The sequence below is a fragment of the Streptomyces sp. NPDC088817 genome (assembly GCF_044750345.1).
In the GTDB taxonomy this organism is placed as follows: domain Bacteria; phylum Actinomycetota; class Actinomycetes; order Streptomycetales; family Streptomycetaceae; genus Streptomyces.
This window is the reverse complement of the sequence record NZ_JBIVJN010000014.1, coordinates 224,719-242,822: the sequence shown is the minus strand read 5'-3', so window position 1 is coordinate 242,822 and position 18,104 is coordinate 224,719. Positions and strand designations below refer to the sequence as shown.

Genomic DNA, 18,104 nt, shown 5'->3' with positions numbered 1-18,104 from the left:
GTTTCGCCGCTCGTGGCTTCGCCTACGGTCCGCTCTTCCAGGGCCTCACGGCGGCCTGGAGGGCCGGTGACACGCTGTATGCCGAGGTCGCGCTGCCCGAGGAGGGCGGCGAGGACGCGGCCGGTTTCGCGGTGCATCCCGCGCTGCTCGACGCCGCCCTGCACCCCGCGCTGCTGACCGACGACGACGGTGGTCTGCCGTTCTCGTGGGAGGGCGTCAGCCTGCACGCCTCCGGCGCCACGGTGCTCCGCGTCCGCCTCGCCCCGGTGGGCGAGAACGCGGCGTCCCTGACGGCTGTCGACCCGGCCGGCCGGCCCGTGGTCTCCATCGCGCGGCTGCTCGCCCGCCCGGTCGACTCCGACCAGCTGAACGGCGACGCCGGACACCTGCGCGACGCGCTCTTCCGCCTCGACTGGACCCCGGTCCCGCTGCCGGAGGGCACCGGTTCCGCGGGTGTCGCCCTGCTGGGCCCGGACACCGAGGCGCTCGCCGATGCCGTGGGCGCTGGTGCGGTCCGGTACGCGACGCTCGCCGATCTGCTCGCGGCTGATGCGCCGGTTCCCGGTGCTGTGCTGGTCCCGTTCATGGCCGGCTCCGACGACGCCGATATGGCGGGTTCCGCGCACACGCGGACCGCTGCGGCTCTGGCGCTGCTTCAGGAGTGGCTGGCGGAGGACCGGCTGACCGGTTCCCGTCTGGTGCTCGTCACTCGTGGTGCTGTCGCCACCGGCGATGCCCCGGTGACCGACCTTGCCGCCGCTGCTGTGCTGGGTCTGGTCCGTTCCGCGCAGACCGAGAATCCTGGTGCCTTCGGGCTGGTGGACCTTGACGGTTCTTCTGACTCCGTTCTCGCTCGTGCCCTGGCTCTGGATGAGCCGCAGCTCGCGCTGCGTGGCGGCCGTGCTCTCGCCGCCCGCCTGACCCGTACGACCGCTGACCCCACTGCCGAGACTGTCTGGTCGTCGGAGGGGACGGTGCTGGTGACCGGTGGTACCGGTGGCCTGGGTGGCCTGGTGGCTCGTCACCTGGTCGTGGAGCGGGGGGTGCGGCGTCTGCTGCTGACCAGCCGCTCCGGTCTGGACGCTGCGGGTGCCGGTGAACTGGTGGCGGAGCTTGAGGGTTTGGGTGCCGAGGTTTCGGTGGCGGCGTGTGATGTCGCCGACCGGGATGCGGTGGCCGCGCTGGTCGCGGAGCATCCGCTCACCGCGGTGGTGCACACGGCGGGTGTTCTTGATGACGGTGTTCTCGGCTCGCTGACCGGTGAGCGGCTTGCCACTGTGCTGCGTCCCAAGGTGGACGGCGTGTGGAACCTGCATGAGGCGACGCGCGACCTGGACTTGGACGCCTTCGTGGTGTTCTCGTCCGTCGCCGGTGTGTTCGGTGGCGCGGGCCAGGCCAACTACGCCGCTGGCAACGCCTTCCTGGACGCTCTCGCCGCCCATCGTCAGGCCCTCGGTCTGCCTGCCGTGTCCCTCGCCTGGGGTCCCTGGCAGCAGGGTGCGGGGATGACGGCCGGCCTCGACGAGCGTGATGTGCGCAGGGCTGCTGAGTCCGGGATGCCGCTGATCACGATCGAGCAGGGTCTCGCTCTCTTCGACGCTGCTCTCACCACCGGTGAGGCTGCCGTGGTGACCAGTCGCCTTGACTTTGCGGCTTTCCGGAGCCGTCCGGAGATTCCGGCTCTGCTGCGTGGGCTGGTTCGTACCCCCGTGCGCCGCACCGCCGCGACCGGGGCCGCCGAGGGCGCGGACGCCGGGCTGGTCCAGCGGCTCGCCCGGCTGGACCGGGAGCAGCGCCACGAGGTTCTGCTCGATCTGGTGCGCGCGAGTGCAGCTCTGGTCCTGGGGCACGCTGCCGGCGCTGACATCGACGCCGACCGTGCCTTCCGCGACCTCGGCTTCGACTCCCTCACCGCGGTCGAACTCCGTAACCGCCTGCGCACCGCGACCGGCCTGCGCCTGTCCGCGACGGCGGTCTTCGACCACCCGACTCTGTCCGCGCTCGCCGATCACCTGCTCACGGAGCTGTTCGGCGCCGAGGCCGAGACGCTCACCCCGGTCACGCTGCTGCCGCCGACCGACGACGACCCGATCGTGATCGTCGGTATGGCCTGCCGCTTCCCGGGCAACGTCGCCTCGCCCGAGGACCTGTGGCGACTGGTCAGCGAGGGCACCGACGCCATCACCGACTTCCCGGCCAACCGCGGCTGGGACGTCGACTCCCTGTACGACCCGGACCCGGCCCACTCGGGCACGTCGTACACCCGCTCCGGTGGATTCCTGCACGACGCCGCGGAATTCGACGCCGACTTCTTCGGTATGAGCCCGCGTGAGGCGCTGGCCACCGACTCGCAGCAGCGGCTGCTCCTCGAGGCCTCCTGGGAGGCGATCGAGCGGGCCGGCATCGACCCGCAGAGCCTGCGCGGCAGCGCGACGGGTGTGTTCGCCGGTGTCATGTATCACGACTACGGCAACCTGCTGGGTGGCAAGGAGTTCGAGGGCTTCCAGGGCAGCAGCGCGGGCAGCGTGGCCTCCGGCCGAGTGTCGTACACCTTCGGTTTCGAGGGTCCGGCGGTCACCGTCGACACCGCCTGTTCGTCCTCGTTGGTCGCCCTGCACTGGGCGGCCCAGGCGCTGCGGTCGGGCGAGTGCTCGCTCGCCCTGGCCGGTGGCGTGACCGTGATGTCGACGCCCACCGCTTTCGTCGAGTTCTCCCGTCAGCGGGGTCTGTCGCCCGACGGCCGGTGCAAGGCGTTCTCGGACTCGGCGGACGGTGTCGGCTGGTCCGAGGGTGTCGGCATGCTCCTGCTGGAGCGGCAGTCGGACGCGATCCGCAACGGCCACCGTGTCCTCGCCGTGGTCCGTGGCTCCGCCGTCAACCAGGACGGTGCCTCCAACGGCCTCACGGCCCCCAACGGTCCGTCCCAGCAGCGGGTGATCCGCCAGGCGCTCGCCAGTGGCGGTCTCTCGACCGGTGACGTGGACGCCGTCGAGGCACACGGCACGGGCACGACGCTCGGTGACCCGATCGAGGCCCAGGCCCTGATCGCCACCTACGGGCAGAACCGCCCGGAGGAGCGCCCCCTGCTGCTCGGCTCCGTGAAGTCGAACCTGGGTCACACCCAGGCCGCGGCCGGTGCCGCCGGTGTCATCAAGATGATCATGGCGATGCGCCACGGCGTGCTGCCCCGCACCCTGAACATCACCGAGCCGTCCACGCACGTCGACTGGAACGCCGGTGCCGTCGAGCTGCTCACCGAGCAGACCGAGTGGCCCGAGACGGACCGGGTGCGCAGGGCCGGTGTCTCCTCCTTCGGTATCAGCGGTACGAACGCTCACGTGATCCTGGAGCAGCCGGCAACGGTGGTTCAGGGAACGGTGGTTGCCGCCTCGGCCGCACCGGAGGCGGACGTGGTGGAGCCCGCGGTGGTGCCGTGGATGCTGTCCGGCAAGACGCCGGAGGCACTGCGTGACCAGGCAGCCCGTCTGCTCACGCACGTCCGGTCGACGCCCGGACTGCGCCCCGCCGACGTGGCGCTCTCCCTCGCGACCCAGCGTTCCCTGTTCGCTCACCGGGGCGTGGTGCTGGCCGCAGAGCACGAGGAGACGGTGCACGCCCTGGCCGCCCTCGCGTCCGGCGAGCCCCACCCCTCCATCGCCACCGGCACCCCCACGTCGGGCCGTCGTGCGGCGCTGTTCTCGGGTCAGGGTTCGCAGCGGCTCGGGATGGGTCGTGAGCTGTACGGCCGGTTCCCGGTGTTCGCGGGGGCTCTGGATGCCGTAGTGGCGATCCTGGATGGTGAGTTGGAGGGTTCGCTGCGGGAGGTGATGTGGGGTGAGGACGCCGGTCTGCTGAACGAGACCGGATGGACTCAGCCCGCCCTGTTCGCCGTTGAGGTGGCGCTCTACCGCTTGGTGGAGTCGTGGGGTGTGAGGCCGGACTTCGTGGCCGGTCACTCGATCGGTGAGATCGCGGCCGCGCATGTGGCCGGGGTGTTCTCGCTGGAGGACGCCGCCCGCCTGGTGGTTGCCAGGGGTCGTCTGATGCAGGCGCTGCCTGCCGGCGGAGCGATGGTCGCCGTCCAGGCCACCGAGGACGAGATCGCCCCGTACCTCACCGACGAGGTGTCGATCGCCGCGCTCAACGGCCCGACGTCCGTGGTCGTTTCGGGCGTCGAAAGCGCCGTCCTCGAGCTGGCCGCGCGTTTCGAGGCGGAGGGCCGCAAGGCGACCCGGCTTCGGGTGTCGCACGCGTTCCACTCGCCGCTGATGGACCCGATGCTGGACGAGTTCCGTACGGTGGCCGAGGGCCTGTCCTACGCCGCTCCGGTGATTCCGGTGGTGTCGAACCTGACCGGATCCGTCGCCACGGCTGAGGAGTTGTGCTCGCCCGAGTACTGGGTGCGTCACGTCCGTGAGGCGGTTCGCTTCGCCGACGGGGTGGCCACGCTCGAAGAGCAGGCTGTGACCACGTTCCTGGAGCTGGGCCCGGACGGAGTCCTCTCCGCGATGGCCCAGGAGTCCCTGACCGGCGACGAGGCCGTCACCGTCCCGGTCCTGCGCAAGGACCGCGACGAGGAGACGACCGCCCTGGCCGCCCTCGCCCGCCTGCACACCACCGGCACCCGCGTCGACTGGGCCGGGTTCCTGGCCCCCACCGGCGCCCGCCCCGTCGAACTGCCGACCTACGCCTTCCAGCACCGGCCCTTCTGGCCCGCCGGCAAGCGCGACGCAACGGACGTCAACTCCGTCGGTATCAGCGCGGCAGCCCACCCGCTGCTCAACGCGGTCGTCGAACTCGCCGAGGGTGAGGACCTGGTCTTCACCGGGCGCCTGTCGCTGCACACGCACCCCTGGCTGGCCGACCACGCCGTCCACGGCACCGTTTTGCTGCCGGGCACGGCCCTGGTGGAGATGGCGATCCGGGCAGGCGACGAAGTCGGCTGCGACCACGTGGAGGAACTGACCCTGGCCGCCCCGCTGGTCCTCCCCGAGCAGGGCGCCGTCCGCACCCAGGTACGGGTGGGCGTCGCGGACGCCGCCGGACGCCGGACCGTCACGGTCCACTCGCGCCCGGAGCAGTCCACCGACACCCCCTGGACCCAGCACGCCACCGGCGTCCTCGCCGCCGGGCTTCCGACGGCCGCCGCGCCGTTCGACGCCGCGGTGTGGCCGCCGGCGAACGCCGAACCCGTCGAGCTGACCGGCTTCTACGAGGCGCGCGAGACCGAGGGCTTCGTCTACGGTCCCGCCTTCCAGGGCCTGCGGGCCGCCTGGCGCCGCGGCGACGAGGTGTTCGCGGAGATCACGCTGCCGGAGGGCACGCGGAAGGAGGCGGAGAGCTTCGGCCTCCACCCGGCGCTGCTCGACGCGGGCCTGCACGCCGCCTGGCTCGCCGTCCCGGCCGGTGACGGCACGAGCGGCAGCGTCCCGTTCTCCTGGAACGGCGTCTCGCTGCTCGCTTCCGGCGCCTCGTCCGTCCGTGTGAGGCTCGGCCGTGACACCGACGGCACGCTGACGCTGGCCGTCGCCGACACCACCGGCGCCCCCGTGGCCGCCGTCCGGGCGCTCACCATGCGTGCCGTGTCCGCGGAGGCGCTCAGCTCCGCCGCGGCACTCGTCCGCGACTCCCTGTTCCGCCTCGACTGGACCCCGGTCACGGGGACCGAGGCCATCCGGGCCGAGAGCGGGGAGCCGACGGCGGAGGTCGTCGGTGAGGACCCGTTCGGGCTCGCCGAGAGCCTCCGGACGGCCGGCACCGAGATCGGCCGGCGCGCGTCCCTGACGGACGACGCCGAGCTGCCCGACCTGGTGCTGCTGCCCGTCGCCGCCCCGAAGAACGAGGACGGGACCGACACCCCGGCCGCCACGCACGCCCTCACCCGGCACGTGCTGGAGCTGGTGCGGACCCGGCTGGAGGACGAGCGTCACGCCGCCACGAGGTTCGTCTTCGTGACCCGGGGCGCGACCACCGGCCACGACCCGGCGGCCGCCGCAGTCTGGGGCCTGGTGCGCTCCGCGCAGTCCGAGAACCCGGGCTGCTTCGGCCTGGTCGACCTCGACCCCGAGACCACCCACCCGCTCCCGCTCGCCGCCCTCCTGGGCGATGAGCCGCAGCTCGCGGTGCACGGTGATGAACTCCGTGCCGCGCGTCTGGTGCGTCGTCCCGCCCCTGCCTCCGTCACCGAGTCGGTTTCGGTGTTCGGTGGCGAGGGTGCGGTGCTGGTGACGGGTGGTACCGGTGGTCTGGGTGCGGTGCTGGCGCGTCATCTGGTGGCCGAGCACGGTGTGCGTGAGCTGGTTCTGGTCAGTCGTCGTGGTGCTGAGGCCGTGGGTGCGGCCGAGCTGGTGGCGAAGCTGGCGGAGTCGGGTGCGCGGGCCACGGTGGTGGCGTGTGATGTGACGGATCGTGCGGCGGTGGCCGAGCTGGTGGCCGCGCATCCGGTGTCGGCGGTGGTGCACTCCGCCGGTGTGCTGGACGACGGCCTGATCGCCTCCCTCACCCCGGAACGACTCTCCGGCGTGCTGCGTCCGAAGGTGGACGCGGCCTGGAACCTGCACGAGGCCACCCGCGACCTGGACCTGGACGCGTTCGTGGTGTTCTCGTCCGTCGCCGGTGTCTTCGGCAATGCGGGTCAGGCGAACTACGCGGCGGGCAACGCCTTCCTGGACGCCCTGATGGAGCACCGCCGTGCGGCCGGTCTGCCGGGTCTGTCGCTCGCCTGGGGCCCCTGGGAGCAGACCGGCACCGGCGGCATGACCGGCACGCTCTCCGACGCGGACCTCGAACGGCTCGCGGCCTCCGGAGTGCCCCCGCTCGCCGTCGAGCAGGGTTTGGCCCTCTTCGACGCCGCCCTGGCCACCGATGACGCCGCGCTCGTGCCCGTCCGGCTCGACCTGCCCGCCCTGCGCGGTCAGGGCGACGTGCCGCCGCTGCTCCGTTCGCTGATCCGGGGCCGCTCGCGCCGTGCGGCGGTCGCGGGCTCGGCCACGGCGACCGGTCTGCGCGACCGGCTGGCCGTCCTGGACGCGGTCGAGCGCCGGGAAGTGCTCGTGGACCTGGTTCGCGGTCAGGTCGCCCTGGTGCTCGGTCACGCCGACGCCACGGCCGTCCACCCCGCGCGTGCCTTCCGGGACCTCGGCTTCGACTCGCTCACCTCGGTCGAGCTGCGCAACCGCCTGAACACGGTCACCGGACTGCGCCTGCCCGCCACGATGGTGTTCGACTACCCGACCGTCGAGGTCCTGGTCGGCTTCATCCTCGACGAACTCCTCGGCACCGACGCCGAAGCGCGGCTCGTGCAGAGCGGCACGGCGGCCGTGGCGGACGACCCGATCGTCATCGTGGGCATGGCCTGCCGCTACCCGGGCGGGGTCGCCTCGCCCGAGGATCTGTGGCGCCTGGTCACCGAGGGCACCGACGCCGTCTCCGGCTTCCCCACCAACCGCGGCTGGGACGTCGAGAACCTGTACCACCCGGACCCCGACCACCCCGGCACCGCCTACACGCGTTCCGGTGGATTCCTGCACGACGCGGGGGAGTTCGACCCCGGCTTCTTTGGCATGAGCCCGCGTGAGGCGCTGGCGACGGACTCCCAGCAGCGGCTGCTTCTTGAGGCGTCGTGGGAGGCGATAGAGCGGGCCGGTATCGATCCGGTCGGTCTGCGGGGCAGCGCGACCGGTGTGTTCGCCGGTGTGATGTACAGCGACTACAGTGCGATGCTGGGCAGCCCCGAGTTCGAGGGCTTCCAGGGCAGCGGCAGCTCCCCGAGCGTGGCCTCCGGACGTGTCGCGTACACCTTCGGCTTCGAGGGCCCGGCGGTCACGGTCGACACCGCGTGCTCGTCCTCCCTGGTGGCAATGCACTGGGCGATGCAGGCGCTGCGTTCGGGTGAGATCTCGCTCGCCCTGGCCGGTGGTGTGACCGTCATGTCGACGCCCGCCGTGTTCGTGGACTTCGCCCGTCAGCGGGGTCTGTCGCCCGACGGCCGGTGCAAGGCGTTCTCCGACTCGGCCGACGGTGTCGGCTGGTCCGAGGGCGTGGGCATGCTGGTGCTTGAGCGCCAGTCCGATGCGATCCGCAACGGTCACCAGATCCTTGCCGTCGTCCGCGGTTCGGCCGTGAACCAGGACGGTGCCTCCAACGGCCTCACGGCCCCCAACGGTCCGTCGCAGCAGCGCGTCATCCGCCAGGCGCTCGCCAGCGGCGGGCTGTCGGCCGGTGATGTGGATGTTGTCGAGGCGCACGGTACGGGCACCACTCTGGGCGACCCGATCGAGGCGCAGGCGCTCATCGCCACGTATGGCCGTGACCGTGACCCGGAGCAGCCGCTGCTGCTGGGTTCGGTGAAGTCGAACATCGGTCACACGCAGGCCGCCGCCGGTGTCGCCGGTGTCATCAAGATGGTCATGGCGATGCGCCACGGGCTGCTGCCTCGCACCCTCAACATCACCGAGCCGTCCTCGCACGTCGACTGGACGGAAGGCGCGGTGGAACTGCTCACGGAGCAGACCGCGTGGCCGGAGACGGAGCACGTGCGCCGTGCGGGTGTGTCGTCCTTCGGTATCAGCGGTACGAACGCCCACGTCATCCTGGAGCAGCCCGCGAAGGTGATCCAGGGAACCGTGGTCGCCGCCTCCGACGCACCGGAAACGGACGTGGTGGAGCCCGGCGTGGTGCCGTGGGTGCTCTCCGGCAAGACGCCGGAGGCGCTGCGCAGCCAGGCGGCGAAGCTGCTCGCCTCGGTCGAGGCGCACCTCGACCGTCCGCTCGTGGACGTCGGTTCCTCCCTCGTCACCGCCCGGTCGCTGTTCGAGCACCGTGCGGTCGTCCTCGCCACCGACGTGGACACCGCGGCCCGCGCCCTGGCGGCCCTCGCGGTGGGCGAGCCCGACCCCGCCGCCGTGTCGGGCCCGGCCCGCACCGGCCGCTCGGCGGCTCTGTTCTCCGGTCAGGGGTCGCAGCGGCTCGGGATGGGCCGTGAGCTGTACGGCCGGTTCCCGGTGTTCGCGGAGGCTCTGGATTCCGTACTCGCAGTCTTGGACGGCGAGTTGGAGGGTTCGCTGCGGGAGGTGATGTGGGGCGAGGATGCCGGTCTGCTGAACGGGACCGGACGGACTCAGCCCGCACTCTTCGCGGTCGAAGTCGCCCTCTACCGCTTGGTGGAGTCGTGGGGTGTGAGGCCGGACTTCGTCGCCGGTCACTCGATCGGTGAGATCGCCGCAGCGCACGTCGCCGGGGTGTTCTCACTGGAGGACGCCGCCCGCCTGGTGGCCGCCCGTGGCCGTCTGATGCAGGCACTCCCGGCCGGCGGAGCGATGGTCGCCGTCCAGGCCACCGAGGACGAGATCGCCCCGTACCTCAGCGAGGAGGTGTCGGTCGCCGCCGTCAACGGCCCCACTTCGGTGGTCGTTTCGGGCACCGAGGGCTCCGTACTGGAGGTCGCGGCGCGGTTCGAGGCGGAGGGCCGGAAGGCCACGATGCTTCGGGTGTCGCACGCGTTCCACTCGCCGCTGATGGACCCGATGCTGGACGAGTTCCGCACGGTGGCCGAGGGCCTGTCCTACGCCGCGCCGGTGATCCCGGTGGTGTCGAACCTGACCGGATCCGTCGCCACGGCCGAGGAGTTGTGCTCGCCCGAGTACTGGGTGCGTCACGTCCGTGAGGCGGTTCGCTTCGCCGACGGCGTGGCCACGCTCGAAGAGCAGGGTGTGACCACGTTCCTGGAGCTGGGCCCGGACGGAGTCCTCTCCGCGATGGCCCAGGAGTCCCTGACCGGCGACGAGGCCGTCACCATCCCGGTCCTGCGCAAGGACCGCGACGAGGAGGCCACCGCGGTCGCCGCGCTCGCCCGACTGCACACCGGCGGACTGCGAGTCGACTGGCCGGCCCTGTTCGCCGGTACCGGCGCGGGCCGCGCGGAACTGCCGACGTACGCCTTCCAGCACCAGTGGTTCTGGCCCGCCGCACCGCTCGGCGGAGGCGACGTCCGCGCCGCCGGTCTCGGCTCCGCCGAGCACCCGCTGCTCGGAGCCTCCGTCGAACTCGCCGCGGGCGAGGGCGTGTTGTTCACCGGGCGCCTGGCACTGCACTCCCACCCCTGGCTCGCCGACCACGCCGTCAACGGCACCGTCCTGCTGCCGGCCACGGCCCTGCTTGAGATGGTGATCCGCGCCGGTGACGAGGTCGGCAGCGACCGGGTCGAGGAACTGACCATCACCGCGCCGCTGGTCCTGCCCGAGCGGGCCGCCGTCCAGGTCCAGGTCGCCGTCGAGGCGCCCGACGCCGCCGGACGCCGCGTCGTGGGCGTCTACGCACGTCCCGAGGGCACCGGCGACAGCGCATGGTCGCAGCACGCCGCCGGTGTGCTGGCCCCCGCCGACAGCGGTCCGGCCCCCGCCGCCTTCGACACCACCGTCTGGCCGCCCGAGGGCGCCGAGGCCGTCGAAGCCGACGGGTGCTACGAGGAGTTCACCGAGGCCGGCTTCGCCTACGGACCGCTCTTCCAGGGTTTGCGCGCGGCCTGGCGCCGCGGCGACGAGTGGTTCGCCGAGGTGGCCCTGCCTGAGGGCACCGAGAACACGGCCGCGGGCTTCGGTCTGCACCCGGCCCTGTTCGACTCCGCGCTGCACGCCCTGCTGCTGACCCCGGCCGCCGACGGCGGCACGGCCGGACTGCCGTTCTCCTGGACGGACGTCTCGGTGCTCGCGTCCGGCGCCACCGTGCTCCGCGTCCGGCTGACGCCGAACGGCGACCGGACGCTGTCCGTCAGCGCCGTGGACCCGACCGGCACGCCGGTCGTCTCGGTGGGCTCCCTGGTCACCCGCGGCGTCACCGGACTCGACACCGCGGGCGCCGACACGCTGCCGCGCGACGCGCTCTTCGGCGTCGAGTGGACCCCGGTCCAGGCAGCCGAGGCCGCCCCCGCGTCCGTCGCGCTGCTCGGCACGGACGGCGACCCGCTCGGGCTCGCCGCCGCGCTCACCGACGTCGGCACGACCGTGCGGACCTACCCGGACGTCGCCGCCCTGGTGGCCGCGACGGTCGCCGTGGACCTGCCCGCGCCGGACGTGGTCGTCCTCGGCGTCGCCTCGCACGACGACGAGCCCGCCTCCGAGGCGGCACACCGGCTCACCGCCGCCACGCTGGCCGCTGTCCAGAGCCGGCTGTCCGACGACCGGCTCGCCGGCGCCCGCCTCGTCCTCGTGACGCGTGGGGTGGCCGACGCCCGGGACGTCGGCGCCGCGGCCGTCCACGGTCTGATCCGTTCGGCCCAGACCGAGAACCCCGGCGCCTTCGGCCTCGTCGACCTCGACGGGACCCCCGAGTCCGCCGCCGCCCTCGCCGCGGCGCTCGGCTCCGCCGAACCGCAGCTCGCGCTGCGCGCCGGCCGGCCGCACGCCGCCCGGCTCACCCGCACGGCCCGTCCCGCCGGCACCGCCGCGCCCACCGTGTGGCAGGCCGACGGCACGGTCCTGGTCACCGGCGGCACCGGCGGCCTCGGCGCCCAGTTCGCCCGGCACCTCGTCGGCGCCTACGGGGTCCGCAACCTGCTGCTGGTCAGCAGGCGCGGCGGTGACGCCCCCGGCACCACGGAACTCGTCGCCGAACTCATCGCCCACGGCGCCGACGTGACGGTCCAGGCCTGCGACGTCGCCGACCCGGACGCCGTCGCCGCCCTGGTCGCCGGGATCCCGGCCGAGCACCCGCTCACCGCGGTCGTGCACACGGCCGGCGTCCTCGACGACGGTGTCGTCGGCTCCCTCACCGGGGAGCGGCTCGCCCGGGTACTGCGCCCGAAGGCGGACGCGGCCTGGAACCTGCACGAGGCCACCCGCGGCCTGGACCTGGACGCGTTCGTGGTGTTCTCCTCCGTGGCAGGCGTCCTCGGCGGCGCGGGCCAGGCCAACTACGCGGCCGGCAACGCCTTCCTGGACGCGCTCATGGAGCACCGCCGGGCAGCCGGTCTGCCGGGCCTGTCGCTGGCCTGGGGCCCCTGGAACCAGGCGGGCGGCATGACGGAGACCCTCTCGGACGCCGAGGCCGAACGGCTGGCGCGGGCCGGGATGCCGCCCCTCGCGGCCGAGCAGGGCTTCGCCCTCTTCGACGCGGCGCTCGCGGCCCAGACCCAGGACACCACCGGCACCGCCCTGGTCGTCCCGGTCCGGCTCGACCTGGCGGCGCTCGCCGCGCAGGGCGAGGTGCCCGCGGTGCTCCGCGGTCTCGTCCGTACCCGCACCCGGCGCACGGTCGCGGGCGGAACCGTCACCGCCGACGGGCTCGTGGCACGCCTGACCGCGCTCACGGCCGAGGAACGCCGCGCGGCACTCCTCGACCTGGTCCGCACCCAGGCGGCCCTGGTCCTCGGACACGCCGACGCCGCGTCGGTGGACGCCGCGGCCCAGTTCCGCGACGTCGGCTTCGACTCGCTCACCGCGGTCGAGCTCCGCAACCGGCTGAGCGCGGCCACCGGGCTGCGCCTGACCGCGACGCTGGTCTTCGACTACCCGAACGCGGCCACGCTCGCGAACCACCTGCACGACGAACTCTTCGGCGCCGAGACCGAGTCGGCGCTCCCGGCGAAGCCGCTGCCGTCCACGACCGACGACCCGATCGTCGTCGTGGGCATGGCCTGCCGCTACCCGGGCGGGGTCGCCTCGCCCGAGGACCTGTGGCGACTGGTCCTCGACGGCACGGACGCGATCACCGACTTCCCGGCCAACCGCGGCTGGGACATCGAGTCGGTCTACGACCCGGACCCCGAGCACCTCGGCACCTCGTACACCCGCTCCGGCGGATTCCTGCAGAACGCCGGTGAGTTCGACGCCGGCTTCTTCGGGATGAGCCCGCGTGAGGCGCTGGCGACGGACTCCCAGCAGCGGTTGCTGTTGGAGGCGTCGTGGGAGGCGATCGAGCGGGCCGGGATCGACCCGGTCGGTCTGCGGGGCAGCGCGACCGGTGTGTTCGCCGGTGTGATGTACAGCGACTACGGCTCCATCCTCGGCGGCAAGGAGTTCGAGGGCCTCCAGGGCCAGGGCAGCGCGGGCAGCGTCGCCTCCGGCCGTGTCTCGTACACCTTCGGCTTCGAGGGCCCGGCGGTCACGGTCGACACCGCGTGCTCGTCCTCCCTGGTGGCGATGCACCTCGCGGCGCAGGCGCTGAGGGCCGGCGAGTGCTCGCTCGCCCTGGCCGGCGGCGTGACGGTCATCTCCACCCCGGCCACGTTCGTCGAGTTCTCCCGTCAGCGGGGTCTGTCGCCCGACGGCCGGTGCAAGGCGTTCTCGGACTCGGCGGACGGTGTGGGCTGGTCCGAGGGTGTCGGCATGCTGGTCCTTGAGCGCCAGTCGGACGCGATCCGCAACGGCCACGAGATCCTCGCGGTCCTCCGCGGTTCCGCCATCAACCAGGACGGCGCCTCCAACGGCCTCACCGCCCCCAACGGTCCGTCCCAGCAGCGGGTGATCCGCCAGGCCCTCGCCAGTGGCGGACTGTCCGCCGGTGACGTCGACGTCGTCGAGGCGCACGGTACGGGCACCACCCTGGGTGACCCGATCGAGGCGCAGGCGCTCATCGCCACGTACGGTCGTGACCGTGACCCGGAGCAGCCCCTGCTGCTGGGTTCGGTGAAGTCCAACATCGGTCACACGCAGGCCGCCGCCGGTGTCGCCGGCGTGATCAAGATGGTCATGGCGATGCGCCACGGCGTGCTGCCCCGCACTCTCAACATCACCGAGCCGTCCTCGCACGTCGACTGGACGGAAGGCGCGGTGGAACTGCTCACGGAGCAGACCGCGTGGCCGGAGACGGAGCACGTGCGCCGTGCGGGTGTGTCGTCCTTCGGTATCAGCGGTACGAACGCCCACGTCATCCTGGAGCAGCCCGCGAAGGTGATCCAGGGAACCGTGGTCGCCGCCTCCGACGCACCGGAGACGGACGTGGTGGAGCCCGCCGTCGTGCCGTGGGTGCTGTCCGCCAAGACGCCGGAGGCGCTGCGCGACCAGGCCGCCCGCCTGCTTGCCGCGGTCACCGAGAAGCCGGCACCGCGTCCGGTCGACGTGGCCCACTCCCTGCTCTCCACCCGCTCGCTGTTCGCCCACCGCGCGGTGGTGCTCGCAGGTGAGCCGGAGGAGACGGCCCGCGCCCTCAACGCCCTTGCGGCGGGCACGACCGATCCGGCAGCGGTGTCGGGCACGGTGGCCTCCGGCCGCTCGGCGGCGCTGTTCTCGGGGCAGGGGTCGCAGCGGTTGGGGATGGGTCGTGAGCTGTACGGCCGGTTCCCGGTGTTCGCGGAGGCTCTGGATGCCGTACTGGCGATCCTGGATGGTGAGTTGGAGGGTTCGCTGCGGGAGGTGATGTGGGGTGAGGACGCCGGTCTGCTGAACGGGACCGGGTGGACTCAGCCCGCCCTGTTCGCGGTCGAGGTCGCCCTCTACCGCTTGGTGGAGTCGTGGGGTGTGAGGCCGGACTTCGTCGCCGGTCACTCGATCGGTGAGATCGCGGCCGCGCATGTGGCCGGGGTGTTCTCGCTGGAGGACGCCGCCCGCCTGGTGGCCGCCCGTGGCCGTCTGATGCAGGCACTCCCGGCCGGCGGAGCGATGGTCGCCGTCCAGGCCACGGAGGACGAGGTCACTCCGCACCTCACCGACGAGGTGTCGATCGCCGCGCTCAACGGCCCGACGTCCGTGGTCGTTTCGGGCGTCGAAAGCGCCGTCCTCGAGCTGGCCGCGCGTTTCGAGGCGGAGGGCCGCAAGGCGACCCGGCTTCGGGTGTCGCACGCGTTCCACTCGCCGCTGATGGACCCGATGCTGGACGAGTTCCGCACGGTGGCCGAGGGCCTGTCCTACGCCGCGCCGGTGATCCCGGTGGTGTCGAACCTGACCGGCTCCGTCGCCACGGCCGAGGAGTTGTGCTCGCCCGAGTACTGGGTGCGTCACGTCCGTGAGGCGGTCCGTTTCGCCGACGGGGTGGCCACGCTCGAAGAGCAGGGTGCGACCACGTTCCTGGAGCTGGGCCCGGACGGAGTCCTCTCCGCGATGGCCCAGGAGTCCCTGACCGGCGACGAAGCGGTCACGATCCCGCTGCTCCGCAAGGACCGCGACGAGGAGACGACCGCCCTGCTGGGCCGGGCCGGGCTGTACACGCGGGGGATCGGGGGCGGCTGGCAGGATCTGCTGGCCGGCACCGGCGCCACCCGCGTCGACCTGCCGACGTACGCCTTCCAGCACCAGTGGTACTGGCCGACCGGCCGGGCCGCCGCCACCGGTGACGTCCGGGCCGCCGGACTCGGCTCCGCCGAGCACCCGCTGCTCGGTGCCGCAGTCGAACTCGCCGCAGGACAGGGCGTGTTGTTCACCGGTCGCCTGTCGCTGACCTCGCACCCGTGGCTGGCCGACCATGTCGTCATGGGCGCCGTCCTGCTCCCGGGTACGGCCCTCCTCGAGATGGCGGTCCGCGCGGGCGACGAGGTCGGCTGCGGCCGGGTCGAGGAACTGACCCTCGCCGCGCCGCTGGTCCTGCCCGAGCGTGGCGCGCTCCAGGTGCAGGTCGCCGTCGCCGTCCCGGACGACTCCGGCCGGCGCGTGGTCGGGGTGTACTCGCGCCTCGAAGGCGCCGACGAGTCGGCGTGGACCCAGCACGCGGCCGGTGTCCTGGCGCCCGGCGCCACCGCACCGGACCAGGGCCTCGGCACCGAGGTCTGGCCGCCGAGGGACGCCGAGCCGCTGGACACCGAGGACTGCTACGGAGCCTTCGCCGAGGCAGGGTTCGCGTACGGACCGCTCTTCCAGGGTCTGCGGGCGGTGTGGCGCCGGGGCGAGGAACTCTTCGCCGAGGTCGCGCTGCCCGAGGAGGGCACCGGCGAGGCGGCCGAGTTCGGCCTGCACCCGGCGCTCCTCGACTCCGCGCTGCACGCCACGATGCTGGCCGCCACGGGCGGCGAGGAGGGCGACGGGGGAGGTGCCCTGCCGTTCTCGTGGGAGGGCGTCGCGCTGCACGCCTCCGGCGCGTCGGCGCTGCGGGTGCGGCTGGCCCCCGCGGGCGACAACGCGATGTCGGCGACCGCGGTGGACCCGGCCGGTGCGCCGGTGGTCACCGTCGACCGGCTCCTCACCCGCACGGTCACCGGTGACCAGCTGAAGTCCGCCGGTGAGGACCAGAACACGCTGTTCGGCGTCGACTGGACGCCGGTGACCGACACCGGGGCCGAGCGGCCCGCGTCGGTCGCGGTCGTCGGGGCCGACCCGTTCGCCCTCGCCGACGCCCTCACCGGCACCGGCACCGGCCTCAAGGTCGGCACGGCGGCGGACCTCACCGCGCTGGCGGCCTCGTCCGACGCCGCCGTACCGGACGTGGTACTCGTCCCGGTCGCCGCAGCCACGACCGACGGGGAGGAACTGCCCGGCGCGGTCCGGGAGGTCACCGCGCGGGTGCTCGCGCTCCTGCAGCAGTGGTCCGGCGAGGAGGCGCTCGCGGCCTCGCGGCTGGTGTTCGTCACCCGCGGCGCGGTCGCCGTGGACGGCGGCGGGACCGCGGACCTCGCGGCCTCCGCGGTCTGGGGCCTGGTGCGCTCCGCGCAGACGGAGAACCCCGGCTGCTTCGGCCTGCTCGACCTCGATCCGGCCGCGGCGGACCCGTCCGCCCGGCTCGTCGAGGCGCTGACGGCCGGCGCCGAGGAACCGCAGCTCGCGCTGCGCGGCACCGAGGTCGTGGCCGCCCGCCTCACCCGGCTGGACACCGGTGCCGGCACTGCGGCGGACGGCACGTCCGGCGTCTTCCGGACCACCGGGACCGTCCTGGTCACCGGCGGCACCGGCGGTCTCGGCCGGCTCCTCGCCCGGCACCTGGTGGCCACGCACGGCGTACGGAGCCTGATCCTCGCCAGCCGCAGCGGTCTTGAGGCCGACGGCGCGGGCAAGCTCGTCGCCGAACTGGAGGAGATGGGCGCCGAGGTCACCGTGCGGGCGTGCGACGTCGCCGACCGGGAGGCCGTGGCCGCCCTGGTCGCGGCGGCGCCGAAGGGCCGGCCGCTGTCGGCGGTCGTCCACACGGCAGGTGTCCTCGACGACGGTGTGGTCGGCTCGCTGACGCCGGAGCGCCTCGCCACGGTGCTGCGGCCCAAGGCGGACGCGGTGTGGCACCTTCACGAGGCGACTCGCGGCCTGGACCTGGACGCGTTCGTCGTCTACTCGTCCGTGGCCGGCGTGTTCGGCGGTGCCGGTCAGGCCAACTACGCGGCGGCGAACACGTTCCTGGACGCCCTGATGGCGCGGCGCCGCGCCGACGGACTGCCCGGCGTGTCCCTCGCGTGGGGCCCGTGGGAACAGGACAGCGGCATGACGGGCACCCTCTCGGACGCCGAGGCCGACCGCCTGGCGCGGTCCGGGATGCCGGCGCTGACGGTCGAGCAGGGTCACGCCCTGTTCGACGCGGTGGTCGCGGGCGACCGGGCGCTGGCGCTGCCGGTCCGGCTGGACCTCGCCGTACTGCGGGCCCGCGGTGAGGTGTCCGCGCTGCTGCGCGGCCTGATCCGGGTGCCGGCGCGGCGGTCCGCGGCCCAGGGCGCGGTGCCGTCCGCGGACACGCTCACCCGGCAGCTCGCCGGGCTGGGCGCGCAGGAGCAGGAGGAGGTGCTGCTCACCATGGTGCGCGGACAGGCGGCGGCGGTGCTCGGCCACCGGGACGGCACGGCGGTCGGCAGGGAGCGTCAGTTCCAGGAACTGGGCTTCGACTCGCTGACGGCGGTCGAGTTCCGCAACCGGCTCAACGCGGCCACCGGGCTGCGGCTGCCCGCCACGCTGCTGTTCGACTACCCGACGCCGGCCGACGTCGTCCGGTACGTGCGCGGACAGCTCGTCACCGACGACCCGGCGGGCGCCGGTTCGGTGCTCTCGGCGCTCGACGCGCTGGAGAGGGCCATCGCCGGACTCAGCCTCGACGACGCGGAGGAGCACCGTCGGGTGACCGGCCGGATCGAGGTCCTCAGGACCAAGTGGGCCGAGCTGGGCCGTACGGACGCGTCCGGCGACGACTCCTCGAAGGAGGACCTGGACGAGGCGTCCGACGAGGACATGTTCGCGCTCCTCGACGACGAACTCGGCCTCAACTGA

Annotated in this window: 1 protein-coding gene (running past one end of the window); it reads left to right on the top strand. The window is 73.3% G+C overall.

Annotated features, from left to right (window positions below; translation table 11 throughout):
• Positions 1 to 18,104 carry the 3' portion of an SDR family NAD(P)-dependent oxidoreductase gene (locus ACIP4X_RS25260; protein ID WP_401350732.1) on the top strand. It extends 13,594 nt beyond the left edge of the window, so the window shows 18,104 of its 31,698 coding nt (coding positions 13,595–31,698); its start codon lies beyond the left edge, outside the window; the stop codon is at positions 18,102 to 18,104.